31 protein-coding genes are annotated in these 24,927 nt (G+C 51.9%); 4 read left to right on the top strand and 27 right to left on the bottom strand.

The annotated features are described in order from the left end of the window. Positions 1-87: 87 nt before the first annotated feature. Positions 88-558, top strand: coding sequence for a superoxide dismutase [Ni] (locus DDZ13_RS08970; protein ID WP_110131109.1), 471 nt, complete (start codon positions 88-90; stop codon positions 556-558). A 182-nt stretch (positions 559-740) separates the two neighbouring features. Here DDZ13_RS08970 and DDZ13_RS08965 read toward each other — a convergent pair whose 3' ends face one another. The 25 genes from DDZ13_RS08965 to DDZ13_RS08830 form a co-directional block, all read right to left on the bottom strand. Beyond that, positions 741-1,118 carry a VOC family protein gene (locus DDZ13_RS08965; RefSeq protein WP_110131108.1) on the bottom strand — a complete coding sequence of 126 codons (378 nt, stop codon included), beginning with the start codon at positions 1,116-1,118 and terminating at the stop codon, positions 741-743. Between the two features lie 76 nt (positions 1,119-1,194). After that, the gene (locus DDZ13_RS08960) at positions 1,195-1,614 is read right to left on the bottom strand and encodes a hypothetical protein (protein ID WP_146209313.1); all 420 of its coding nucleotides are present in this window, start codon (positions 1,612-1,614) and stop codon (positions 1,195-1,197) included. 106 nt (positions 1,615-1,720) lie between these two features. Further along, complete coding sequence (locus DDZ13_RS08955) at positions 1,721-2,062, bottom strand: hypothetical protein (protein ID WP_110131106.1); 342 nt, start codon at positions 2,060-2,062, stop codon at positions 1,721-1,723. Positions 2,063-2,168: 106 nt separating this feature from the next. Continuing rightward, complete coding sequence (locus DDZ13_RS15945) at positions 2,169-2,375, bottom strand: type II toxin-antitoxin system HicA family toxin (RefSeq protein ID WP_110131105.1); 207 nt, start codon at positions 2,373-2,375, stop codon at positions 2,169-2,171. Further along, positions 2,372-2,575, bottom strand: a complete 204-nt coding sequence (locus DDZ13_RS08945) for a type II toxin-antitoxin system HicB family antitoxin (protein ID WP_110131104.1) — start codon at positions 2,573-2,575, stop codon at positions 2,372-2,374. The genes DDZ13_RS15945 and DDZ13_RS08945 overlap by 4 nt, the downstream gene beginning before the upstream one ends. A gap of 744 nt (positions 2,576-3,319) precedes the next feature. Then, on the bottom strand, positions 3,320-3,577 hold the full coding sequence (locus tag DDZ13_RS15735) for a hypothetical protein (protein ID WP_233246127.1): 258 nt from the start codon (positions 3,575-3,577) through the stop codon (positions 3,320-3,322). A gap of 473 nt (positions 3,578-4,050) precedes the next feature. Then, the gene (locus tag DDZ13_RS08930) at positions 4,051-4,482 is read right to left on the bottom strand and encodes a hypothetical protein (RefSeq protein WP_110131101.1); all 432 of its coding nucleotides are present in this window, start codon (positions 4,480-4,482) and stop codon (positions 4,051-4,053) included. 142 nt (positions 4,483-4,624) lie between these two features. Then, positions 4,625-4,840, bottom strand: a complete 216-nt coding sequence (locus DDZ13_RS08925) for a hypothetical protein (protein WP_110131100.1) — start codon at positions 4,838-4,840, stop codon at positions 4,625-4,627. Between the two features lie 415 nt (positions 4,841-5,255). After that, entirely contained in the window at positions 5,256-5,816 is a 561-nt protein-coding gene (locus tag DDZ13_RS08915) for an AlbA family DNA-binding domain-containing protein (protein ID WP_110131098.1), read from the bottom strand. A 41-nt stretch (positions 5,817-5,857) separates the two neighbouring features. Next, positions 5,858-6,361: a hypothetical protein gene (locus DDZ13_RS08910; protein ID WP_110131097.1), complete on the bottom strand. Its 504-nt coding sequence runs from the start codon at positions 6,359-6,361 to the stop codon at positions 5,858-5,860. Between the two features lie 121 nt (positions 6,362-6,482). After that, complete coding sequence (locus tag DDZ13_RS08905; RefSeq protein WP_110131096.1) at positions 6,483-6,746, bottom strand: hypothetical protein; 264 nt, start codon at positions 6,744-6,746, stop codon at positions 6,483-6,485. A gap of 13 nt (positions 6,747-6,759) precedes the next feature. Then, positions 6,760-7,005, bottom strand: coding sequence for a hypothetical protein (locus DDZ13_RS08900; protein ID WP_146209312.1), 246 nt, complete (start codon positions 7,003-7,005; stop codon positions 6,760-6,762). A 398-nt stretch (positions 7,006-7,403) separates the two neighbouring features. Beyond that, on the bottom strand, positions 7,404-7,877 hold the full coding sequence (locus DDZ13_RS08890; RefSeq protein ID WP_110131093.1) for a hypothetical protein: 474 nt from the start codon (positions 7,875-7,877) through the stop codon (positions 7,404-7,406). A gap of 74 nt (positions 7,878-7,951) precedes the next feature. After that, positions 7,952-8,710 carry a PD-(D/E)XK nuclease domain-containing protein gene (locus DDZ13_RS08885; RefSeq protein ID WP_110131092.1) on the bottom strand — a complete coding sequence of 253 codons (759 nt, stop codon included), beginning with the start codon at positions 8,708-8,710 and terminating at the stop codon, positions 7,952-7,954. 85 nt (positions 8,711-8,795) lie between these two features. After that, a complete protein-coding gene (locus DDZ13_RS08880; protein WP_110131091.1) occupies positions 8,796-9,149 on the bottom strand; it encodes a RodZ domain-containing protein in 354 nt (117 codons plus the stop codon). A 61-nt stretch (positions 9,150-9,210) separates the two neighbouring features. Beyond that, entirely contained in the window at positions 9,211-9,657 is a 447-nt protein-coding gene (locus tag DDZ13_RS08875; protein WP_110131090.1) for a hypothetical protein, read from the bottom strand. Positions 9,658-9,775: 118 nt separating this feature from the next. After that, positions 9,776-9,991, bottom strand: a complete 216-nt coding sequence (locus tag DDZ13_RS08870; RefSeq protein WP_110131089.1) for a hypothetical protein — start codon at positions 9,989-9,991, stop codon at positions 9,776-9,778. Positions 9,992-10,029: 38 nt separating this feature from the next. Beyond that, the gene (locus DDZ13_RS08865) at positions 10,030-10,389 is read right to left on the bottom strand and encodes a hypothetical protein (protein ID WP_110131088.1); all 360 of its coding nucleotides are present in this window, start codon (positions 10,387-10,389) and stop codon (positions 10,030-10,032) included. A gap of 460 nt (positions 10,390-10,849) precedes the next feature. Then, positions 10,850-13,099, bottom strand: a complete 2,250-nt coding sequence (gene priA / locus DDZ13_RS08860) for a replication restart helicase PriA (RefSeq protein ID WP_110131087.1) — start codon at positions 13,097-13,099, stop codon at positions 10,850-10,852. Between the two features lie 17 nt (positions 13,100-13,116). After that, the gene (locus DDZ13_RS08855; RefSeq protein WP_110131086.1) at positions 13,117-13,479 is read right to left on the bottom strand and encodes a TPR end-of-group domain-containing protein; all 363 of its coding nucleotides are present in this window, start codon (positions 13,477-13,479) and stop codon (positions 13,117-13,119) included. A 1-nt stretch (position 13,480) separates the two neighbouring features. Then, a complete protein-coding gene (locus DDZ13_RS08850; RefSeq protein WP_110131085.1) occupies positions 13,481-13,963 on the bottom strand; it encodes a Fur family transcriptional regulator in 483 nt (160 codons plus the stop codon). Between the two features lie 62 nt (positions 13,964-14,025). Next, positions 14,026-15,081 carry a Gfo/Idh/MocA family protein gene (locus DDZ13_RS08845; protein ID WP_110131084.1) on the bottom strand — a complete coding sequence of 352 codons (1,056 nt, stop codon included), beginning with the start codon at positions 15,079-15,081 and terminating at the stop codon, positions 14,026-14,028. 8 nt (positions 15,082-15,089) lie between these two features. Beyond that, on the bottom strand, positions 15,090-15,878 hold the full coding sequence (locus tag DDZ13_RS08840) for a TIGR00266 family protein (RefSeq protein ID WP_110131083.1): 789 nt from the start codon (positions 15,876-15,878) through the stop codon (positions 15,090-15,092). 41 nt (positions 15,879-15,919) lie between these two features. Then, positions 15,920-16,564 carry an ABC transporter ATP-binding protein gene (locus DDZ13_RS08835; RefSeq protein WP_233246126.1) on the bottom strand — a complete coding sequence of 215 codons (645 nt, stop codon included), beginning with the start codon at positions 16,562-16,564 and terminating at the stop codon, positions 15,920-15,922. Positions 16,565-16,592: 28 nt separating this feature from the next. Beyond that, the gene (locus DDZ13_RS08830) at positions 16,593-17,825 is read right to left on the bottom strand and encodes an ABC transporter permease (protein WP_110131081.1); all 1,233 of its coding nucleotides are present in this window, start codon (positions 17,823-17,825) and stop codon (positions 16,593-16,595) included. A 119-nt stretch (positions 17,826-17,944) separates the two neighbouring features. Between DDZ13_RS08830 and DDZ13_RS08825 the strand changes: the two genes are divergently transcribed. After that, positions 17,945-19,447 (top strand): DUF1800 domain-containing protein, encoded by a 1,503-nt coding sequence (locus DDZ13_RS08825; RefSeq protein ID WP_110131080.1) that lies wholly within the window; start codon positions 17,945-17,947, stop codon positions 19,445-19,447. A gap of 147 nt (positions 19,448-19,594) precedes the next feature. Continuing rightward, a complete protein-coding gene (locus tag DDZ13_RS08820) occupies positions 19,595-20,821 on the top strand; it encodes a DUF1501 domain-containing protein (RefSeq protein ID WP_110131079.1) in 1,227 nt (408 codons plus the stop codon). 199 nt (positions 20,822-21,020) lie between these two features. Here the strand turns inward: DDZ13_RS08820 and DDZ13_RS08815 are convergent, their stop codons facing one another. Continuing rightward, positions 21,021-22,385 carry a DEAD/DEAH box helicase gene (locus DDZ13_RS08815; RefSeq protein ID WP_110131078.1) on the bottom strand — a complete coding sequence of 455 codons (1,365 nt, stop codon included), beginning with the start codon at positions 22,383-22,385 and terminating at the stop codon, positions 21,021-21,023. A gap of 199 nt (positions 22,386-22,584) precedes the next feature. Here DDZ13_RS08815 and DDZ13_RS08810 point away from each other — a divergent pair, with 199 nt between their 5' ends. Then, positions 22,585-23,358 carry a M90 family metallopeptidase gene (locus tag DDZ13_RS08810; protein ID WP_110131077.1) on the top strand — a complete coding sequence of 258 codons (774 nt, stop codon included), beginning with the start codon at positions 22,585-22,587 and terminating at the stop codon, positions 23,356-23,358. Positions 23,359-23,649: 291 nt separating this feature from the next. On the opposite strand, the gene DDZ13_RS08805 is transcribed toward DDZ13_RS08810, so the two are convergent. Beyond that, positions 23,650-24,765: a tRNA-queuosine alpha-mannosyltransferase domain-containing protein gene (locus tag DDZ13_RS08805; protein WP_110131076.1), complete on the bottom strand. Its 1,116-nt coding sequence runs from the start codon at positions 24,763-24,765 to the stop codon at positions 23,650-23,652. Positions 24,766-24,927: the final 162 nt, after the last annotated feature.

Genomic DNA, 24,927 nt, shown 5'->3' with positions numbered 1-24,927 from the left:
AGCTTCCCTTGCCAGAACAAGCATGAAAACCGCCTACAGTTTGCTCTCTTGGTTTGCATTCTCAATTAAAGCCTTAGAATTTTAACTATGACTAAAAAACTACTTCTATCGCTTCTTCTCTCTCTGGCTGCAGCCGTATCCGCCAATGCCCACTGCCAGGTTCCCTGCGGCATCTATGGCGATGAGCTGAAATTCGGCGAACTGGAGCAGCATGTCGAAACCATCACCAAAGCCGCCACGCAGATCCGTGAGCTCTCGGACAAGGACGAACTGACCGCCCAGGATCACCAACAGCTCGTTCGCTGGGTCAATAACAAGGAAAGCCACGCTTCGAAAATCATCGACGAGGCCGCCAACTACTTCCTTGCCCAGCGTATCAAGCCCGACCAGGAGCACTACAAGGACAAGCTGGAGCTGCTCCACCACATCATCCTCTACTCCATGAAGAGCAAGCAGTCTTCCGGCGCGGAAGCTCCGGAAACACTGGGCAAGAAAATCGCCGCGTTCAAGGGGCTCTACCTCGACCACGACCACAGCCACCACGGCCACAAGCACTAGTGCTGGCTTCAAACTTTATCATCGAGGGCTGCAGTTTGTGTCTGCAGCCCTTTTTTTGCTCTGCACGGAGTGCGACGGGTACCGACGACGGCACTCCCCTGCCATCGCTACGATCAAACCACCGAACCAACCCCTTAAAGCAGGTATAAAGAACGCCCCCAATCGAGGACCAGAAATTCGACCTATTTAAACTTCCTCTCGAAATCAATATTCAGGAGATCAAACAGATTGCCGTCCGGGTCCCTCACAGTCACAACGCGACCACCCCATGGCTCCTCCCGGACCGCCCCGTTGAATTGGACGCCTTTTTCTTTCAACTCAGCGTAAAGCGCGTCCACGTCCCGGACATAGAGCTGCAGTCCGGTGTGGGCTCGATTAAATGCTTTCTTCCATTCGTAGACATGGATCTGTAGGCCCGGACAATCGAACCGCGCGAAGCGGGACAACCCGTCCTCGCCTTCTTTCAGCAAAGGCAGACCCAATTGATCGCGGTAAAAAACCACTGAGGCCTTGAAGTCAGCTGCGGGGAAAGCAATGAAGCCTGCTTTTTCAATTTTCATAGATCGTAAAGAAGTCTCAAGGAGTGAGCGACGCAGGCGCGAACAGAATGTGGCGAGCGCCCTCTTGGTTCTGCCTTTATACAGTTTGGAGCAGGTTCTGCATCAGCTTGCCGGGGTGATAGCATAATGCCCGGTACACAACGACCGGAGGAAAGATCATCCAACAAAAGATCACCGCAAAAAAGATCAGCCAATATTTTGCGAAACCATAGACCTCGATCTCAAAGCACACCCGCGAACCATCGCCGTCCGGTTGAACCGTGATCTTTCCCCTCTTGGGCATCATGGTAGCAGTTTGAGTCAGATAGGTCCCATGACGAAAATCGATTCTTTCATTTTCTCTTTTCTGAATCTCGAAGTTCCCTCCAGCCATGGCGATGGCGAGACGATCGATTACCTGGCTCGGTGAAAGTGAGGATTTTTTGGTTCCTGTTATCATGCTTTTGCTGAACGGGTAAATGTATTGCGGGGCAAGCGACGGTAAAGCGAAAGACACGAAAAAGAGAAGCCACAGTGCTGGGGGAGGAACCGTTAATGAACGTTAATTAACGTCAATTAACGGTTATAGGTGAACCCATGCGTCTAGAGACGACCGACTGTTTCTAGTTTGGTTTTCTTGGGTCTGGCCCATCAATTGGGTGCTTCGAGATCACTCTGGGATCATTTGAATTGTGGTTCAGTGGGGTAAACTCAAACGGCTCATCTGTATGGATATCTGACATGTTGGAGTTCCCTTTATTCAACAGTAGATGTAAGCGAAATGCCATGTAGATCCCCGCGATCGCTTGATAAGCGTTAAATATGTATCCTGCTTCTTTCCCATCTTTCCCTGCTGCGACGACAGCAACTAATCCAACCCCCCACAGCGCAGTCATGATGGCCGCCTCTTTTTTGGTTCCCCAGATCGCAATTGCTGCAACAAGACCTATGTAAATGAAAAGCATTATTTTCTAGAACGATGAGGTGCCTCCAGACTGTAGTGCGGCCTGTCCGCCGTAGCCTTGGCGAAGGTGGGAGCGCAAAGGTGTTGATAGCTGCGGCTGGATGGCATCAGAGTTCGCTTTCTTGGATGTCCGCGATTTTCATTTGGACTTTAAGCAGGCCCAGCTTCAGAGGTTTATTCCCATGGATGGGCACCACGATTCTTTCTCTTTTCCCCTCTTTTACAAAGATGTGGTGGCTCCCGCTCACACGCTTCAGTTTCCACTCTCGCGACTCAAGAAGCTTGCAGAAGTCTTTTCCAGAAATCTGCTTCACACTGCGACTTCTAGAATTCTATCCGTGCTTTCTGGCTCAATTTCATCCTCGCCAACATCCAACCAGAGGGCAATCGCATCTTTGAGATTCTCTGTCAGCTCTTCCAAGGTTTCGCCTTGTGTCGAGCAACCGGGAAGTGCCGGGACTTCAGCCCAAAAGCCGCCTTCTTCGGCCTCGTGGATAATTGCTTTGATTTTCATGCCGTGAATCTGTCTGACGACGTGGAGTGATTCAATTCCTTTTTTCTGCCATCGATGAGGACTGGCAACCCAGCCAAAGTGTTTAGTAGTCTAAGTGGTTATCGATTATCCGGCGGCGTAAATGGGGTTGACCAGTTCCGAATGGATGTAGTCCAGACTGGCCAATCGGTGTCCCATGGTCGAGTGCCTTCTCTCCCGTCATCCCTGTTTTTTTTTTACCACACACTCCCTGCGGTCGTTGGAGGCACTGAGACACAGAGTTTTGATTTTTCCTTTTCTTCTTCGTGCCTTCGTGTCTCCAGCGAAGCGGGTGGTTGAATTTATTTATTATTTGCTACATCGTAGAGCACTATCGCGACTGCAGCGCGGAGCGCGAAAGGAGTTGATAGCTGCGTCTGGATCTACATTCAGGTTGGCCAGCCCATCCAAGTGCTGCAACCGCTAGCTAAGATTGCGAATGCAATCATCAATAGTAATGGGATCATTTTTTTCATTTTTATTCCTTTTGTTTCTAGTTTGTCTCGAATCCTGAAAACGGAAGAAAAAATTTTATCTATTCATTCGAAGGATAGTCTTTTTGTGAGTTTCGTCTCAACAGATTCTTCTACTTCTGTAGATCGTCGAGGTGTCTCAAGGCTGAAGCGCGGAGCGCGAAAGGAATTGAGACCACTGGCTGGTTCTACCCTTGATTGTTTGTGGATCGTAGTTGGTCAATTGTGGCATACTACTTCTTTATTCGTTCTTTTAGATGAAGTTCGTTACGATGATTAGCTCAATCAACACGATGCTTAGGCAGGCGAGGAAATACATTCCTGTTTTATTTTCTCCGCGCCAGTCATCTGAGATCTTTCCTGTGAAGAATGAAAGCCAATCGGGTATAAAATGCCATTTGAAGCAGCTCAGGAAGAATGACCAGCTTCCGAACATCGCTCTCCCGATCAGTAGGAAAATGGGGATGTTCAGAATAATCAGGATGATTGGTATCCACTGATTGGTTGTCATTTTTTTATCGTAGAACGATGAGGTGTCTCAAGACTGTAGCGCGGCCTGTCCGCCGTAGCCTTGGCGAAGGTGGGAGCGCAAAGGTGTTGATAGCTGCGGCTGTATCTACGCTTCATTTGGTCGGTTGGTTGTGGTTGGGCAAATGCCTTACTTCAATTTCCTTCTGATGAATTCTATCAGCCCTAGGACTAGAGCCGAGATAACCCAATCGACTAAGGTCATCGACTCAAAAATACTTGGCCAGTCGGCGTTAAAGACATAGTAAAATCTAATTCCGACAGCCACTAAAACAAGAATAACAGCAGCGAGGATCGCATAATCGATTCCAGTGAACCGGAACTTCCCTTTTTCTGTTTTCTTCAATTTTTTGTAGATCGATGAAGACTGGCATCCCAGCCTGCGGGGTTCTTGGTTCAAAGTGTTCTCGAATTTTCAGGCGGCGTTACTGGGATTGTTCAGCTCTGACTGGTTATTTATTCTTCATCTGGTCTCTTCAACTTCACAATATCCGGAACCACCGGTTTTCCGTCCATCAAAACGACAACCCTCATTTCAGGGACAGGCCCATCAACGACCCCTGGCGGATGAAAGCCTATGAAATGAATCACGTATACCCATTTTTCTTCATCTTTTATCTGACTCAGAGTTATGTTTATTCTCTTCCATCTCTCCGGTTCTTTAACCAAACGGGTCAGTAGTTCACGAGCGGCTGAGTCAGCCTTTCTGGGTGAAAGAGGTGGATATGCTTCATTACTGCGCCATGAGGGTGCCGATTCCAAATCTTCGTCGATAACGCTAAAGTCATATCTGTAGTCTTCGACGTAACTTGAGAATGTTGATGCCAGAGAGATTAAATTTCCTGCACTTAGAGCGATTATCAATGCTAGCGTTTTGATTAGTTTCATTCTTTTAAATAACGTGGAGATCAGTAGATACGAGCCAACTGATTTAGATTAACACTGGCGGCGTTAATCGCATTCGCTGCATCGACTGGTTCGAAATTAAATCTTAACTTTTTTGGATGCTTAAATACCGTCCCAATCCAGTTTATTTTTTCAAGAATCCAGTTATGAGTAAAATGGCACCGCTTAACATCAGCATGGCACCAGGAATAGTATCATCAAGAAGCTTTCTGCCAAGATACCACTGAACATTTGGCTCGGAGATACTTAAATTTCTGGGCCAATCACCCTGAGTAACAATAAAACCTATTATCAGCAATGTAGCTCCAGTGACTAGTGGGATTTCTTTTTTCTCAAGCATAGTGATTAATATTTTTCGAACGTAGAGGATGAGCGACGGCGAATGCCGTTGCTCACTCCGGCTGGTTCTGCCTTTCAGTATTAGATGTGTTTAAGATCCCACCAATAAGAATCAAACATGCGGGTAAGACGATTATTCTGTAGTGGTCTTTAATGTTCAGAGAAAGGTCACGCATGGCACTAGTTGCTTCGATTCTTTTTATTTCGCCTTTTGATTCTAAACTCTGCGAATGATACATCCATGCGGTGTGGTGGTAAGAACTAAAAGCTATGCCGAGTATCCAGATAAAGCCTAGGGACATCAACGAATAGGATATTACTTTCTTCATTTTATTCGCAGAACGATGAGTGCATACGCGGAGGCTAGCGCGGAGCGCTGGCCAGAGTGGTATGGCACGACTGGTTCGGCTTTATCATTATCCCAACATCAAACTGATCAATCCTCCAGCGAGTGCACCGCCAATGGTCCAGCCTAGCTTAGGCCAAAAGGAATTCGCTGACTTCAGTTCTTTTCTTAGTATTTCAATTATTTCGGTTTGTTGCTCGATAGAGTCGGCTAGTTTCATCACGGACCTTGCATCTGATCGCATACTTAACTCGATCTCTTCGGATTTCATGGGACGCGTCGTAGCTCCAGATCGGGCATAATAAGAGCCGTTTGCAGATACGAGTTCCGGGCTCTTATCAACGACAACCGCTACGACTATCTTATCATCGATTTCTATCTGTTCCAATCGGTGCGTAATCTGTGGTGACAACGCACGCAAAGACGCTTCAACGATCGCTTTTGTTCGTATGGGATCAACTCCTGCAATATGTGCCGACTCTTGAATTCCGAAGAAAATCGTGCCACCAGCGGTGTTAGCGAAGGAGGCTAAGTGCCTGCCAATGACATCTTGCTTGGGGATTCGAGCTTTGAATTCAACCTGCTCGTTTTCGCCAGATGCGATGATTTTTCGGAGTTCTTCTGTATTCATGTTATTTGCCTAACGTAAGACCAGACAACCAGCCTAAGGGCTCAGTCGTCCAGTTGATTTTTAGAGTTTTCGGGCGGGTTAACTGGGTTGTCTGCGTCGACTGGTTCGCTCTCCATGGTCGCGATGGTGAAATCTTCGTAGATGCCAATATATCTTAGTTCTTTTCTGCTCCCGTTATTCGTTCTTACCGTGACGGGAATCGGCTGATCCACCAGAAAAACAATTTCATTTTCTGTGTGGCTCTGAGGTCTAATATATCGGATGTTGATCGTTTCTTTTGTCCCTGTGAGTTTGAAAGAAAGACTTGGCGCCTGCCGATTCTGACTGGATGACCATTCTCTCACTTCGCTCAAGTCATCCGGTATCCTGTAACGAGGGCCGTGAGTGGTGTAGCTGGAATACCAGATAAACACCTCTTTCAATTTCGTCTCAGCTTGGATTCGCGGGGAAGCAGGATCCACTAATCGACCCGTGCGTGGAAACAGGATAACAACGATGCCAACGATGGCGGCAGTAAGGACTGCAACTGCCATTAACTTTTTCATTTTTCAGCGAACGTAGAGCTCTGGCAACCCAGCCATAGAGCTTGGTCGTTTAAGTGATTCTCAGATTTTCGGGCGGGCTAATGGGATTGTCCAGAAGCGACTGGTTATGATTATTTCATTCTCAGGATACATACAATTCCTTCAGTCGTTTGATGGCCCAGAATCCATCGTAATAGGCAACCTGATAGGCTTGCCCAAATCCATTTAAAGGCCCGAAGGCGCAGTGAACCTCTACGACTGCTGATATTGTTTTTTCTTTTCCAGCCACGAGCTGGGAATAAGTGATTATGTTGACCGTAACAATGACTTCATCCGCCTTTCTTTCTACTTCCATCTCCGAGTCTTCAACGTAGCCAACTGGCTCAATTTCGATGCTTGGGAACATATCTTTTAGGTCCCTAATGACTTTTTTTTTCCGGTGATTTTAGCTTTTCATCGAGATAATCGCCGAGTCCTACTAAGACCGCCTTTGATTTGTTCTCTTCAGATCGTAAGACATGTTGATCGATCACATATGCGAGCATGTAGGCCTCAAGCTGATTTCGAGCAACATTCTCTTTTGTTTTTGTTTCAGAAGCATGGCCGATTGAGATGCCAAAAATAACCAACGCGATAATTAAGCTTCGAATTATTTTACTTCTCATAACGTCTAGGATGAGCGCGACATGGAGGCGCAGCCGTAATGTCGTTGTCTCACTCCGACTTGTTCTAACTTATTATTTTCAGTAAGCCTTACTACTAAATTAATGTGAGTGAACCTCGACAATCGCAGTTCTAGCTCAGTCCTATTCCTTGTTTTCTTTATCGATTATACATTTGATGCCGGAAGATGCTAATATGAAACCTCCGACCCCTAGCACGATCCCTGTGCTAAAGTCCTTCATATAGTTAAATTCACTCAGGTATCCTGTCCTTTGGAAATTAATTAAAATTAGGCTTAAAACAACAAGTGCTGTCCCGAGCGCGATTAGAGAGGTCACTAGTATTTTCTCTTTTTTCATTATTACTTAGAACGTAGAGACCAGACAACCAGCCTAGGGGCTCAGTCGTCCAGTTGATTTTTAGAGTTTTCGGGCGGGCTAGCTGGGTTGTCTGCGTCGACTGGTTCGCTCAGTTTAGGCCTGTAGTAGGTAGATATCGCTTCGTATAAATCATGGACATCCTCGAAGTATTCTTTCTGCATTTCTCTTGCCACGCTGTAAGTGCCTTCAAAGTGGCTGCGTCGGTGCATTTCAATTCTAGAATTTCGCAGGGACTCTAAAGTTATTCGTGCGTAGGAAGCTTTTCCATAATCTTTAGTATAGGAGTGCTCATTATCTGTTAGTGTGTATGAATTTGAGGATGCCCATTCAGAAACAATATCGAGAAACTTCTCTTTCTCTTCCTCTGGAACGAAATTAAAGCCGGTAGCTGAACCATTTATTTCAACATTATCAGATTCTAAAACTTCCTCATCTGTGCAAGAAAGGCACAAAAGTAAGAATGATAATGCTAAGTAGCTTAACGCCTTCTTCATTTAATTTGCGAACGTAGAGGTGCCACTCGGAGGGGGCGCAGCCCCCGGAGTTGTGACCACCGACTTGTTGGATATTATTGTTTTACGATTACTAGTTGAATGTCTCCATTTGAAGTTTCTAGACCAGACCTGAACTCTGCCTCATCCTGTATGGTGCCTAAGTCGTAGATGATGAATATGATAGTTGCGTATGCTTTGCCGTATGCTTGAATATCAGCGTTGATCTCGTCTACTATCTCTTTACTCTTGGTCTTAGTCTTCGATAACTTTACTTCGATTGCTAAGTTAAGCTTAGGTAGTATAAAATCGGGTATTGTTTCCTTTATGGAAACCTTAACGCGACCTTTCTCTCTGTCGTAATCTGTCGGTTTTTGGAGGCCTTTTCCAATCAGCAAGGATTCGACTGCATCTTGGACTTCCATCTCTTTGCTTGGAATAGAGAAGATAGATCGTCTTAGGTTGGCTTGGAAAAAATCACGGAGAGCAGTTCGTTCGTCATGTTTCGTATCCAGATACTCCTCAAGAAAAGCTACCAGCATGGACAAATTCGCGAAAACAGAATCAAAGTAATTTTTTTGGGTGTTCGCTATCGTGCTGTTGCCATCCGGAACTTTCTCCAAATCCCACTTGCCGCAAGGCACATCAATGTGGCAATCTCTTAAGACATGGTCTACCAAAGAGTTGTATCTTTGCATGTAGATCTTGTAGCTCGAAAACCGCCAAACGTCAGTTATTTGAATACCTGTGAGTATCACGCTTTGTTTCATTGCCTCCATCAAAGCACGGCCAGCAACCAGTTGCGTCTTTAGGCGTTTTCGTTGATCGTTAGTCATTTTGTTTTATCCAACGTAGAGATGTCACATGAAGTGAAGGCGGAGCCGTAACGTAATTGTGACCATCGACTTGATAGAACCCTGTTTATTTAAGCGTGAGTTTGGCTGTTCCAGTGGTGTTGGGTTTCATTTCTTCACCCTTCCATTCGAGGACAAGATGCTCTCCAGCTGTGAAAAGGACATCCACCGGTTCATCTACTTCTAAAGTCGTATTGTCTCCATCGCCCAATGTGCCCCGAAAAAGCTGCTCGTTGTTACTTTTAGTTTTCACCAGCACGTAAACACTTCCACTTGCTCGGATCGTAAGTGTTTCCACCTGCTCGACCTGCTGTAGGCTTGAGTTTACTTCTTCAGTTTCGGTGGTCTGCACTTCGGGTGTTGTCGCGCATCCGACCAAAAGGCTTAGCACGGCAAAGAGTGTGATTTGTTCGATTTTCATTTTTTTTCTATCGATGAGGTGTATCGCGTAGTGGAGCGCGGAGCGCGTAACGGAGTTGATACTACCGACTGGTTGGCTCCTCGGTTGGTGGTTCAGACCCACTAGAAATCAAGTAATCAAATTCAAAGTCAAAGAAGTCGAATAGACGCCCTGGCTTCTTATTCACGAAAACCGGAATATTTCCTTTCTGATCGTTATAGTTGTAGAGGGTGATGATCTGTCTGTTCCCAAATCTGTAATATCCATTTGTAGGTGGATGCTTTGTCAGCCTCAACTTGAAGTCACACGTTTCCTCATCGAAGTAATCTGAATACTCCTTAACTGCGTCCTTGATCAGGTTCGCGACCTCCTCTTCTGTTTTTCGATAACGAACTGAAAAATGCTTTAAAAGCTCCGCGTCACGATAATCCGGCAGGACTATTCTTACTTTCGATCCGGCTCGCTTCGCAACTTCCCTTAATCGTATTTCATTGGACCCTCTCCAAGACCTCCCGTAGGTGATGAACAAATCGAATTCAGTGCAGTTCTCGAATAGTTCTTTCCAGTCGAGCTCGTCAAAGCGGAAATGGATACTTTCTATCCCTGAGCTTTCAATGTTTTCGGAGAGCTTGATGTAATCTAAAATTTCATTTGTGAAACTTCTTTTTTTGAAAGAGCTCCCAAATCACCGCGATTGCTACAGAAGCAAAAAGCAGTGATCCAACTGAGGTGAAAAGTGACTTCCACGTCGGACTGGTGTCGGGGATTTTTGCGCCGCCAACTAGGCATAGAAATGCAAGGACTGATACGACAAGGACGATGATGATCGTTCTGAGGTTGGTGTTCTCCTTGATTTTGTTCATTTCATTTTAGCCAACGATGAGATGTGACGATGGCGGCGCTAGCCGACATTGTCACCATCGGCTGGTTCTGACTCGTATGCTTGTGATCTTTTTAGAATGCCTAAGATTAGGACTCTCTCTGGATTACCTTTCCAGTTTTTTAGGGTCATGCCGATTAAATAACCAGTCATTCCGCAGAAGAAATAGAGCATGGGAATGGCTGCTGAATAGATTACAGCCTGCATCTCCAAACTTTCTTTGTAATTCTCTGGGATGTCACCTAGGAGGTTCATAAACCAGACGCCGACCGCAACCATTACAACGCATTCAACTACTAGTATTTTCTTCCATTTTTGAAATTGGAGTTCTTGTCGCTCAATCTTTCTGAGGGCTAATTCTTCTGCGGGAGTGAGTTTCATTTCTTTCTCAGAACAGTGTTAACAGCGTCATTGAATGACGCATATCATGGGATGGGGTTTTCTGGTATTCATAAGCGATGAACCGTAAGACTTTGCGGGCGATAGCTTGTATGGCCAGTAAAAATGGGGATCAGGGTGATTTTTATCCGGTTGTCCAAGACTGGAAAAACTAATTTCTCAGCCTTGGTATTTCCACAAAATGCGTCATTCAGAAGCTGATTTCGGGACGAATGACGCAATATCAGGAAAAGTCCCGATGGCTCCGGACGGACTGGACGTGTACAAGCTACTGAAAAACAATAACTTGGAATCTCTCTGTACACATGAGCAGCGTGATATCAAAACAGCAAATGCGTCATTCGTGTAAAAAAGTTCATCTTCGATCATCCGTCTGGCGAGGCCGGGACTGCCACTAACGGCACCGAATCATCCGTCTGACGAGCGGATGCTACGGGCGCGCTCAACTCATATTCATTGGATCGACGTCGATCAGGTCGATGACGTCTTTATCCATCTTGAATCCCTGGCGCAGCTGACGAATCGGGCCGATGACTTTTGAGGCGCTCGGAGCGAAGTACCAGAGCTGGAAGCGGTATTCGTCCCGGATTTTTTCGATCGGTGCGGGGGCCGGGCCCCGGATTTCAATTTGCTCGCCCAATTCGGCCTGCACTAGTTTAACCCATTGCTCGACGAAGAAGGTGATCTTGTCGGGATTGCGACCACGAAAGAGATGGCGGATCAGGTGGCGGAACGGTGGGTAGTTGAATTCCCGGCGTTGCTCCAGCTCTTCCAGAAGAAAGCCCTCGAAGTCGGACTGGCGGGCAAACTGAATCGGTGGTGCGTGGGGCGTGTGCGTTTGAATGACAACCTCCCCTGCCCGGTCGCCACGTCCGGAACGTCCGGAGACCTGCACGATGAGCTGGAAGGTGCGCTCGGCGGCGCGGAAGTCCTCCACATGCAGCGAACGGTCGGCGTCAACCAGGCCCACCAGGGTAACGTTGGGGAAGTCCAGCCCCTTCGCAATCATCTGCGTGCCGACCAGCAAGTCGATCTTACCAATTCTGAAATCATTGAGAATTTTTCGGTACAGGTTCTTTTTCGACATGGAGTCGGCATCCATCCGGACGATTCGGGCCCGCGGTAGAATTTTCTGCACCACATCCTCAATCTTTTGTGTGCCCAGTCCCCGCTTGCGGATGTTGACCGAGCGGCACTCGGGACACTTATAGGGTGCCGGCCTTTCCTCCCCGCAGAGGTGGCAGTGGATTTTACCGTCGGTGCGGTGAAAGGTCATGGGGAGGCTGCAATGTTCGCAGCTCATGACATGACCGCAGTCCGGGCAAAGCAGGCTGGTGGAAAATCCGCGGCGGTTGAGGAAGAGGATACTCTGCTCCTTCTTTTCGAAACGGTCGATCAGCATATCCGCCAGCGTACGCGAAATCGGCGAAGCGCCCTTCCCCTGCAAATCTTCGCGCCGCATATCGATGAGATGTATTCTCGGGAGCTCGCGGTCGTCCACGCGGTTGAGAATTCGGTCGACGCCATATTTTTTACGTTCCACGTTGTAGAGCGATTCCAGTGAGGGCGTGGCCGAGCCGAGGATGCAGACCGCCTGATTGATCAGGGCGCGATAGACCGCGACATCCCGCCCGTGGTAGCGGGGGCTGTCTTCCTGTTTATAGGAAGGTTCGTGTTCTTCATCCACGATCAACAGCTTGAGGTTTTGCACCGGGGCAAAGACGGCGGATCGCGCGCCCACCACGACATGGGCCTCGCCGCTGGCGAGCGCCTTCCAGGCATCGTAACGTTCGCCCCCCGAGAGGTGGCTGTGCCAGACCACGGTATGCACGCCGCGCGCCTCCAGTCGGGCGCGCACCCGGCCCACCGTTTGAGGTGCCAGTGCGACTTCGGGCACGAGAAAGATAACACCCCCACCCTCGGCCACCACCTGTTCGACGGCATTCAGATAAACCTCGGTTTTTCCAGAACCGGTCACGCCGTGCAGCAGACGGGTGGAAAAACCGCCCTGATCAATAGCTGCCTTGATGGAACAGACCGCGGCGTTTTGTTCTTCGGTTAAATCATGCCGCTCCTCGGGCACCACCGTCTCGGCCTCCCCGAGTTCGTCCTCGTAGGCGATGCGTTCTTCTTCGGTCTCGGTCTCTCTCAGGAAGCCCTTGGCAACCAGGCCGTCGCAGGCGGAAGCGCTGATTTTCATCCGCTTGAGGATGTCGGCACGCGGCAAAGGTTTGAGCTGCTGTCGAATGAAGCGCAGGAGCTCGGCCTGCTTGGGTGCCCGCTTCTCCAGAGCCTCCAGCTCCCCGGCGGTCGGTGCTTTTGCCGCCACGATGTAGCGGCGGGTCTTCGCTTTCATCCCGCGGCGAATCGCCACCGGGATCATCGTCTCCAGGACGGCCTCTGGTGTGGCGCTGTAATACTCTCGCACCCAGTGGTAGAGCTTCATCAGATCCGGCGGCAGCACGGGGTAAGGCTGCACCACTTCGAAGAGCATCTTGAGTTTGCCCGGCGGCACCACCTGATCGGTGCCGAAGCGCAGCACCACCCCGAGCTCACTGCGGCGACGCAGGGGGATGCGCACCAGTGAACCGACATCCAATTCCCCGGCGCAGGTCGGGGGCACCGCGTATGCCAGAGGCGTGTCAAAACCTGACAGCGCAATGACTTCGACAATCCTGGTGTCCGTCTTCATCGGCACGTGTGGATTGATTAATTCAGGACTTCCTGAAGCAGGGACTGGTAGGCGGGATACTCCTGCAGGCCCGCAAGATCCGGGTCATGCTGCATCCATTTAAAATCGCTGTAGCCCAATGTGATGGCCGTGCGAAGCGCTTTGACGGCATCCGCCTTCCGCTCCTTCAGGGCGAGGCTGCAGGCCAGATTGTAATGCGTGGTCGGATCCTCCGGTTGCAAGCGGGCCAGCTTGCGGTCCATCTTCAGGCCTTCGTCGATCCGTCCGGTTTGCGTGTAAAGGTGAGCGAGAATCGACACCACACGGACATCCGAGGGCATGCGTTTGCGAACCTGCTCAAAGAACCCTACCTCGAAATCGTAGTTCTCCCGTTGCGACATCTTAGCTCGTTTTTCCTCCGCGCTGACAGGCACTGTTCGGATCTCCCCCGCAACGTGCGGAAACCTGCAGGCGCTGGCTTTCCACGTTGAGCCCGAGTTTATCCGCAACGGTCTTACCATACCACTCCATAAAAGGGGCATCGATTTCGTAGATTTTATCGCAGTCGAGGCAGATGACCTGTGCCTGAAAGGTGGTGGCGTTCTTGTTCGCCATGTAGAACTTGTAGTCCTTACCCACGTCCACTTCCCGAATCAGGCCGCTCTCCGTGAGGATGGGCAAAGCACGATACACCGTGGCCCGCGAAACCGAGTCGTCGATCTCGCGCGCATGCTCGAGAAGATCCTCTGCGGTAAAGTGGTCCGAGTTGCCATAAGCAGCGTCGAAAATGGCCAGACGCTGGTTCGTTACCCTCAGCCCCTTACTGGCGAGAAAGTCTTTAAAAGTTTCGCGGATATCACCGGTTTGTGTGTCTGTGGTCGTCATTTGCTTATTGAGACTTAAATGAGACTAAACAGAAGCCGATGCAAGCCCGCTTTGTCAGTGGACTAATTTTTTGGCCAATTGATTCGCTGACCAGAGGCCTCCAGAGACTGCGCCACCATCTCCGTAAAAGTCATGTAGCGCACACCTTGCTCGAAATGGGTGCGTTTGACCGGAGTCCCTTCACGGATGGAGCGGACAAAGTCCGCCTCGACCTGCCAGCCGCGGCACTCCTCCCGGGAAAGTGTAATCTTCCGCTCCTCTGTCGAGCCGGCCTCGGCAAACAGAAGCCGGGACTGAGACGCATCAAAACGCAGTGCTCCTTTCGAGCCGTTCAAACGAAATTCCATACGCGGCTTGCCCGACTCCAGTGAACTGAAGTGGTAGACCATGCGGGCCCCACTCTGTGCAAACCGACCCAGAATACTGATGCTATCGGGAATTTCGACTGCGGTGGGCTTAGATTGCCCGGCATAGAAGCGTTCTTTCTGATACGTGGCCCCGTCCGCCAGAAGCCAGGCCGGCTCGTCTTCCAGCCAACGCTGCACAATCTCATGCATGATCCCCATGCTGAGGACGTTTTTGCCGCTGTACGCCATATCCTGACGCCACGACATGGGCGCATCTGAGCTGGCGGCCTGACCACCGGTGTGCACCACGCGAACCTCCAAAAGATCACCGATCTTACCCTTGCAGATCAGCTCGCGAATTTTCGCATCAAAATCGAGCGAGAACGGAGCCGGAACCAACTGCGCCACCAGGTTCGGGTGTGCCACAGCTGCAGCCTGCATGCGCTTGGCCTCGTCCAGGTCGGAGGCCATGCGAGCCTCGCACAAGACGTGCTTCCCCTTTTCCAGCGCGGCGATCGTGGCCTCGGCATGCAGGTAGGGCCAGGTGCCGATGCAAACCGCGTCCACTTGTGGATCGGCCACCACCTCCTGCCAGTTCCCCGCGACCCGTTTGATCCCGTCCCGCCTGGCGACATTCTCGGCTGATTCGACACTGCGATTCGCGACGACACTGAGCTCGACGTTCTCCAGTTTTTGAAAACCGGGAATGTGCATCTTGCGGGTATTGGCACCCGCTCCGATAAATCCGATCCGTAGTTTTTGCGCAGTCATGAAATCGCTTAATCTCCGTCCATCATGCGATAAATGGAACCAAGTGCTGAACCTTCTCCTTTTTGTTCACCACCACTAGAGGGGGCGTTGGCGAGAATGCGATCAGCGAGACGTGAGAATGGCAGGCTTTGTAATAACACATAGCCGGTACCGCGCAATGTTGCCAGAAACAGCCCCTCACCTCCGAAAAACATCGATTTTAAGTTGCCGGCACGAGCGATATCGTAATCCAGCCCATCCGAAAAAGCGACAATACAGCCCGTATCCACACGAAGCGTTTCCCCTTCAAGTTTCTTGGTCACCACCGTGCCACCTGCATGCAAAAAAGCCCGGCCATCTCCGTTCAGTTTTTGCAAGATGAAGCCCTCGCCACCAAACAAGCCCGCTCCGAAACGACGACTGAATGCAATGCTGACTTCGGTACCCTTGGCTGCACACAGAAAGGCGTCTTTCTGGCATAGCAGGTTGCCTCCGAAATCACCAAGCTCGAGAGGAACAATTGAGCCGGGGTAAGGTGCAGAAAAAGCTACCCGACGCTTCCCGACGCCTAAATTAGTGAAGTGGGTCATAAAAATAGATTCACCGGTCAATGCTCGCTTTCCAGCACCGATCATCTTACCGAGAAAGCCTTCGGCAGAGTTTGATCCGTCCCCCATCTTAGCCTCAAACTCGATATCTTCCTCCATATAATTCATGGCTCCAGCCTCGGCAATGCAGGTTTCACCCGGATCCAGCTCAACTTCGACCATCTGCATGTCATCGCCGATGATTTCATAATCAATTTCGTGACTTCTCATAATTTCCTGAGGTTAGTGGGTTCAGTAACAGAGTGAGGTGCCTAGTTCAATTGACCGAGATGCAGTGCATATTGCTTCTCGGTACGCGCGGCAAATTCGGCGTTATGTGTCACCAGCACCAGACTCTTACCCGTACCGGTGGTCATTTCCAGAAGCAGCGCCATCACGGCCTCAGCCGTGGTTTCGTCGAGGTTGCCTGTCGGCTCGTCCGCAAAAATCATTTCCGGGTCATTGATCAGTGCCCGGGCCACGGCCACCCGCTGGCGTTCGCCGCCCGATAGCTTGGTCGAGCTCTGGCGGATACGGTGCCCCAGTCCGACTTTTTCCAGCAACTCTGTGGCGCGCTCTCTGGTGCGATTATTCAGCCGACCGGCAATGCGAGCCGCCAGAAGCACATTTTCCAGTGCGTTCAGTTCCGGTGCGAGATAGTAGGCCTGAAAAACAAAACCGATCCGGGAGGCACGTCTTGCCGCCAGCGACGACAGCGACAAGCCACTCACTCGCTGCCCCGTCCAGTGTAAATCGCCTGAATCCGCAGTTTCCAAGCCCGACAAAACATTGAGCAAAGTCGATTTGCCGCAACCGGATTCCCCGCGAATACTGACGCTCTCCCCGTCACGCAGGCTGAAGTCAACTCCGTCGAGAACGGAGATCGGTGCGTCGGCGCCGGGAAAGGTTTTTACCAATCCCTTTGCTTTAATTAATGGAGCGGAGCTATTCACTTCGGAGGGCATCAGCGGGTTTGAGACGGGCGGCGCGGAAGGCGGGCAAGAGCCCGGCGAGCGTGGAAATCCCGATGGCAAAACAGGTCACCGTGATAAAATCACTCGCCAGATAATGCACGGGAATTTCGTAAACATCATAAACGCCGAGGAAATTAACCTCGGACTGGGTCAGTTTCGAATAAGCCGTCAGGATGGGACGGCGATAATGCAGGCAGACCAGCGCCATGAGGATGCCGCAGAGTGTGCCGATGCTCCCGATGACAAAGCCCTGGAAGCAAAAGCTGTATGCGACCTGACGGGGTCTCGCCCCCATGGCAACCAGTAGCCCGATCTCCCGGGTTTTGCGGATGACTGCCATCATCAGGGCAATCGCAATGGAGAATGAGGCCACGAGAATAATGAAGATCAGGATAAAGGAAATAATCCGCTTCTCCTGCTCCACCACGAAGAGGAAGTCCCGGTTCGACTCGAGCCAGCTGACGGCCTCCAGTCCCGGGCGTAGAAGATCGCTCTCCAGTTGGCGCGCGTACTGAAACGCATCCACTCCCGGCCGCAGTCGGAGCAGTATACCGTGTACACCGTCGTCGAGTCCGTAAAGTTCCTGCATCACGCGCATGGTTGAGATCATGGTGTTGCCATCGACCGCGGGTGAGCCGGTGCGGAAGAGTCCGACGACCTTGAATTCGCGCGGTAAAAGTACTTCGTCCTCTTTAAGTCGCTCGAGCATGAGCGGCGTAAAGACCTCCACGATGGAGCCCGGCCCCGCACGCAGCGTGTGGGCCAGCCCCTCCCCGAGAAAGACCCCGCCGTCATCGAACGCCTCAATATCGCCCATGGTAATAAACTTCTCCAGCGGAACCACCTGCTCCTCCTCCAGCGGATCAATCCCGCGTATGGCGGGGAACTGCGGGCGGTTCTGATGCTGCAGCATGATGACACCCTCCGCGAAAGTGGAAACCGTTACCACCTCATCCTGGGCCTCCAGTAGGTCGTAATACTTCTCCCAGTCATAGATGACTTCGCTTGAGCGGATTCGGATATCGCCTTCGGTTTCGACCAGGCGTTTTCGAATCCCTTCGCCAAAGCCGTTCATCACGCTCTGCACGATGATCAGCACGCAGACACCCAGCATCACCCCCATGATCGAAACCAGGGAGAAGAAGGAGAAAAAGCGCCCGGAAGGGAAAAGCTGCTTCAGGGCATGGTAGAGATACCAGGGCATGCCTTTAGTTCTCAACGATCGGTCCGCCGAAGCAAAGCGAAAATAGACTTATCTCGCAGATTCTACTGACTTTTCCTGAAACTCTTTAATGCTACGGGACGATACAAACCATTGATACGATGGACGCCCACGCACCTACCCCGGAGAATTTCAAAGTCGAAGACGCCTGGAAGCCTCTGCCCGCGCACGTCTGGGACAAGGAAACGGCCGCGCACCTCTTGCGGCGGATCGGATTTTCCGCGACACCGGAAGTTATTCAGGACGCATTGCGTCATCGTCCCGCCGAGGCCATCCGCAATGCTTTTGTTTCGGCAGAGCCACTGGCCATGACGGATGAACTCTCAAAGTTCACGAAGACCGCACACGAGGCATACCGTTCGATCTATCGGGAGATTCGAGATCCCGAGAAAAAACGTGAGAAAAGAAATGAACTCAGGCAGCAGGACAACGAGCTCTTCCGTGAGTTTGCCATGTCCTGGTTTCAACAGGCATTAAAACCGGAAAACAGTGCCAACGAGAAATTCGTGCTTTTTCTTCAGGATGTCTTCGTGGTGGACCGCCGGACGGTTCGGGATACGCCCGTCCTCTTTTCCCTGATGAAAATCCTACGGGAAGGGATCAGGATCAAATATCCCGACCTGTGCAAATGGGTCAGCCGAGAACCGGCCATGATCCGCTACCTGAATCTGGATAAAAATACCGCGCGTAAGCCGAACGAGAATTTCGCCCGTGAACTCTTCGAGCTCTTCACACTCGGCGAAGGTAATTATACCGAAACCGACATCAAGGAGGCCGCAAAAGCGTTTACCGGTTATAGGACACGGGAGCGTTACGAATTCCATTTCCAAAGGCGCTTGCATGATTCAGGCCTGAAAACGGTATTTGGCGAGGAAGGCACCTGGGACGGCGACGAGGTGATCGACATCACCTTCAAACAACCGGCCGCGAAAACTTTCCTCATCCGGGAACTGATCAAGTTTTACCTCACCGACGAGGACATCCCCGAACCCTACATTGAATCACTTGGCGAGCAATGGGCCGCCCATAACTTTGACCTGACCTATCTGATCGAGACCTTTTTCCAGAGTCGCCTATTCTTCCACCCCGCCTATCGCGGGAACCTCGTCAAAAGTCCGATTCAATTTTATCTCGGACTGTGCCAGGACCTGCGTCTCGACCTCATCCCCTTCCAGGGGCGCCTTCTTAAGAGTATGGATGTGATGGGGCAGTCTTTCTATAATCCGCCCAATGTCCGGGGCTGGCTCTACGGCGAACATTGGATCAATTCGACCACCATCAGTGCGCGGCGCCAGTTGGTGGATTACCTCTTCAGCCCGCTCAACGAAAAGCGACTGAACGGCAACGATCAGCGCGACCTGAAAGCGGCGCGTCAGGAACAGCGTGGTGAGTTTCTCGTTACCCAAGAACGCCTGGAGCCACTACTAAAACTGGACCCTTCGAAAATCGCAGAGCATCTAACGACCTACTTCATCACCCCGCGCTCAAGGCCCGCCTACCAACCGGTGATGGAAGAAATTGTCGCAAGCTCCGATCATCCGGAAAAAGCGCTTCGCTACGTCATCACCGCCCTGCTCCAGTCACCCGCCTATAACATCTGCTAGGGCAGAGAGTTCATCAGTTTCCGGTCCTCCAATTCTATTTTTCCGCACCCCAACGACGCATACCCCTAACATGCCACACCCTAGCCCAAAAGGACGGAGGTGGACACCATCCACGACTCAACAACTCAACGACTCACCACCCACACTATGCTCCCCCTAACCCGTCGCGAATTTATCCACCGCTCTGCCGGTGGAGGCCTCGGCTTCCTCGCCTTCACCGGTGCGGCCCCGTCTTTTCTGGCGCAGAGTGCGCTCGCCCAAACCCCCGGCCCAGAACGTGATCGTACCATCCTGGTGGTCATTCAACTCGCGGGCGGCAACGATGGCCTCAACACGGTCGTCCCGCACACCGACGACAATTACCATCGCCTTCGCCCGACCATCGGCCTCAAGGAGGACCTCCTGCCGATCAATCACGACCTTGCCTTACACCCCTCCTGCGGAGCCTTACACGAGCTTTTCAATGCAGGACAGCTTTCGATCATTCAAAACGTGGGCTACCCCAACCCCAACCGCAGTCACTTTCGCTCGACTGAAATCTGGGAAACCGCCAGCGGCAGCGACGAAGTCAAACACGAGGGCTGGCTGGGACGTTTTTTTGACAACACCTGTTCCGGCGCACCGGAAGAAAATGCCGACCCGTCCGGCGTTCACATCGGCGACATCATCCCACAGAGTTTTCTGGCGGCGCGTTCGCACTCGGTTTTCGGCATGCGACCATGGGGCCGAGTGGACAAGGGCAGAGATCCGGCCGAGGTGGCCTATGAAAAACTGCTTCAGGCCCAGCACATGGAGGGCAATGCCAGCTACCTACAACATACGATGATGAATACCCTCGTCACGGAGCGGCGGGTGGAAAAAGTCATCGCGGGCTACAACCCCATGGTCGACTATCCGCGCAACAAGCTTTCGCAGTCGCTCAAGCGTATTGCCGCACTGATCCACGCGGACATGGAGACGCGGATCTATTTCGTCTCGCAGGGCGGATACGATACGCATGCCGGCCAGCAATGGAAGCATGCCAAGCTGCTCGCCGAACTCTCCGGGGCCATGGGAGCCTTCCAAAAAGATTTGGTGGCCCATAAGAAAGACGACCAGGTGCTCACCATGACCTTTTCCGAGTTTGGTCGTCGCCCCTCTGAAAATGGCAGTCAGGGCACCGACCACGGCACGGCCGCTCCGCTCTTCGTTATGGGCTCACAAACCAGAGGCGGTCTCCTCGGCAGCGCACCCAGCCTCGACCTCGGGCACAACAAGGACCTGAAATTCAGTACCGACTTCCGCAGCGTCTACAGCTGCGTACTCGACCGATGGCTCGAGGCGGATGCCACCAAAGTCCTCGGCGAGTCATACGAACCGGTGCCGTTTATCTAGAGCCCTGTGTTTGCAATAATCGGAATAACCCGCGCCGAATTTCAATCACATTGGGATAGCACGAACGACAGTGATGCCACGATCATCCTGAAACATATCGGAGTCAGGACATTCTTGTCCTGAAGTCCTGTAGTTTACGGTAGCTTATTAAAGATGCGGACAGGAGAGTGTCCGCTCTCCGCCTGGGCACGCTAAAAACCTAGCGCGAGCGGTTGCGCTTGAAGGGGCGTTTGTTCCCGCCGGACGAAGCGCCGGCACGGGCAGTTGCTTGCCCGCTGCGGTGACCTCCGCGGCGAGGACCACCGGGGCCACGTCGTTTTCCGGAAGGTCGATTGCCCTGGCGTTGTCCGCCTCCACCCTGTGGTGGCTTCTTTACGGGGCGACCGCTCAGGTGTAACTCCATGGCGGATTCATCATGATGATCGTGATCGCTGTCGACCGGGACCGAACGCTTGATCAATTTTTCGACCTGACGCAGCAGGGCGACTTCTTCCTCCGAGCAAAAGCTGACCGCATGGCCACTTGTGCCCGCCCGTGCCGTCCGGCCAATGCGGTGTACGTAGGCATCGGCTTCCATGGGCAGATCAAAGTTCACCACCAGGGTGATGTTTTTCACATCGATCCCGCGCGCCGCCACATCCGTGGCCACCAGAATATCCAGCTCACCATTCCGATAGCGGCCGAGTGTTTTTTCACGTGCCGACTGTGATTTGTTGCCGTGGATCGAGTCGGCCCGAAAGCCCTTCTGGTCCAGCTTGCGTGCCAGATTCTTGGCACCATGCTTGGTCCGGGTGAAAATCAGGCTGAGCTCGTTCGATTGATTCCGGGCGCGGTGCTCCAGAAGCTCAAGGATGCGGGCTTGTTTTGCCTTCTTATCGATAAAGCAGACCGATTGGTCCACTTTCTCCGCTGTCGTGCCTTGGGGCGCGATACGGATCTCCTCGGGATCATGGAGCATGGATTGGCCCAGCTTGGCGATTTCGGGTGCCATCGTTGCGGAGAAAAGCAAGGTGTGCCGCTTCTTGGGCAACTTGCTCTCGATTTTTCGGATGTCGCGGATGAAGCCCATATCGAGCATGCGGTCCGCTTCGTCCAGAATGAAGGTTTCGACCTGGGACAGGTCGACATGTCCCTGCTGAACGAGGTCGAGTAAGCGGCCCGGGCAGGCCACCAGCACGTCCAGCCCCTGGAAAAGTTCCTTGATCTGTGGCTTTTCCGAAACTCCGCCGTAGATCATGCCGGTACGGAAAGAGACATGCTTGCCGTAAACTTTGAAGCTTTCGGCAACCTGCCCGGCAAGCTCGCGCGTGGGTGTCAAGACGAGGTGACGCACACCGCGACGAAAAGTCTTGCGGGGGTTCTCCGAAATGCGGTGCAGCAGCGGCAAAGCAAAGGCGGCCGTCTTGCCGGTGCCGGTCTGCGCACAGGCCAGCAGGTCGCGACCTTCCAGTAAGACCGGAATGGCCTTGGCCTGAATGGGTGACGGCGTGGTGTAACCCTTGTCATTGAGGGCACGTTGAATGGGTGCGGACAGCGGTAGCTGCTCGAAGGTGAGTTCGCTCATAGTCTATTTATGGCGCCATCTTGGATGGTCGTAACGGGCGCCGCGTTATCGATGACGTTTCTTAATTCCTAAAACAATCGCTCATCGATAACAGACCGCGTCAGGTGAGTGACAGACACTCGTAACATGCGCCATAAGGTGTGGAATTTTATTTTAAGCAAGCACAATCCGATACATCTTCTAATTCCAACCCGAAAACATGAGCATCTGGAATCAACTCAAAGCCCTCTTCGAAGAGAAAAAAGAACCCTTTGTTTTTAAAGACGAATGGATCGACTATCTGGGGAACAACCTTCCCATCTACGAACGGTTGCCGGAAGCTCTAAAGGAAAAGCTCCACCAGAAGACAGGACAATTTATCCGCACGACATTCTTCGAAGGCTGCAACGGTCTGGAGTTGGACGATGAAATGATTCTCACGGTCGCGGCACAAGCCAGCCTACTGGTTCTCAACCAGGAAGGTGCGCCCTACCCCCGCCTCAACACCGTCCTGCTCTACCCCTCCGCCTTTGTTTTCTCCAGCACCTCGGCGGGACCCGGAGGTACGATCATCGAACGCAAGGTCACCTGCCTCGGCGAGTCCTGGGACAACGGCACCGTCATCCTCGCATGGGATTCCGTCCGACGCGGAGCGGACAATATCTTCGACGGGCACAACGTGACGTTTCACGAATTCGCCCATCAACTCGATTCCCTGGACGGCGATACCGACGGCGTCCCCCTCCTGCCCAGTCGCGAGGCCTATCAAACCTGGGCCAATGTATTTGCCGGGCAATGCGAACAGCTCATCGATGAAGTACGGCGCGGTAAAAAGAGTCTGCTCGATCCCTACGGCGCCACCAATCCCGGTGAATATTTTGCCGTCGCCACCGAGACCTTCTTCGAAAAGCCGCGCCAAATGAAAAAGAAACAACCCGGGCTCTACGCGGAGCTGCAAGGTTTTTACCAGCTGGATCCGGCCGAATGGTTTTAAAGGTGTGAGGTCATCCGCTCCGGCAGAAAAAACGAAGAACGAACCGTGTCGCCTGTGGATGTAGTGTTCACGTTTTTGTGTGGTCGCTCTGCTTCAGCCGTGCGACTCGATTGAAAGTTGCGGGTGCTCTTGCCTGTACGGTCAACCGGCTGAAGCGGGTCGACTACGGATAAACTAGTACCACTTCGATTTAATTGTGGTTTGTTAGGATAGATGCTCTGTTCCTACAGTTAGACAAGAGGATGGCAGAAGCCCGCCTTCATTGGATTACGCCGGGGCGCGCTGCCATAGCTACACCGCTCCGATCAACTTCTTAATGCGTTCCGCATAGGCCGCTTTCCATTCCGACCAAAGCGGAATTGTGGCCAAGGATACCGGCTTCGGTTTTCCGGCGATCAGCGCAGCCCGCAAGGCTTCTTTAAGATCGGCGATATCGACAGCTTCGTCTTTGGAGGAGCCCGGGTAAAAATACGCGCCGGGAACACACTCGGGATAAGCCACCCGCTTGGGCAGCACCACCGTAGCTCCCGCCTGGGCGGCTTCCAGTACGGCCAATCCCTGAAAGTCATGCTTGGCACAGGACACTCCGATCCCCGCCCGACCGAGGTACTCACGATAACGCACCGGTTCCGCTTCGCCCCAGTGCACAATCGAATCGCCCAGCGCGTCGCGCTCAGCCTGAAAGCGTTCGTCGCCTGCGCAACCGGAACCCAACATCGCTAAGCGTAAGCAGACGCCTTCCTGTCTCAACTCTATCAGAGCCTTCAACAGTCGCTGGGGTTGCTTGTCCCACTCCCAGCGGTGGTTCCAGACGACAAGCGATGGATCTTTATCGAGCTTTCTCATCTCAGTGAAGGTATCCGTCAAAGGCACGGGCATGACATCCGAACGTACCTTCAGTTTTGCCACCGGCTTGTTCGGAAGCCTTTCGGGCATCCGTTTCAGCATAGCTCGCAGGCCCTCAAAAAAAGTATCCCGATTAAACGCGGTGTTGAAACTGACCCAGTCGCTGCAGAGTGCATTTTGCAAACTGGAGAACTGCCAACCGATTTGATGGTCACCCGACTGTCGTTTCTCCAGAGGGTGCGCGAACTGATTTTCATGAAAATAAACCCAGGTGGGTGTCCGGGCGAGGTTCGGGCGAAGCGCTTTTAATCCGGCGAGCCCGCTCAGACTGGTCGCAATGATCAGGTCATATTCTCGCTCGAAATCGGCATCGTCCTGTAGCCCCCAGATCCATTCGGACGCCCGTACACGCCAGCTGAAGTGGCGGGGCAATTGTGTCTTGAGTGTCCAATTGTAATTCGGCAGCGCCGCCATTAAGCCCTCACACCAATAGGCGTGGCTTCTGGAATGATAAGCACTCAGCAGGAGAATACGCGAAGGCTTGCCTGGAACGAAGGACATACAAAAGAGCAAACCACTCTCGAGGCCGTGGTCAACCAGTTGAGTTCCGCCTTTAGGCGGTTATACCACATACATTTGCCGCCTGAAGACGGGACGCCAACCTCCACTCGAACGACCATGCGTCGTCGCGCAGCCTTACGAAATTTCGTAGTCATCGCCTCG

It is taken from the genome of Coraliomargarita sinensis (genome assembly GCF_003185655.1).
GTDB classification, from domain to species: Bacteria; Verrucomicrobiota; Verrucomicrobiia; order Opitutales; family Coraliomargaritaceae; genus Coraliomargarita_B; species Coraliomargarita_B sinensis.
The sequence above is the reverse complement of the archived record's forward strand: the minus strand, read 5'-3'. Positions and strand labels throughout refer to the sequence as shown.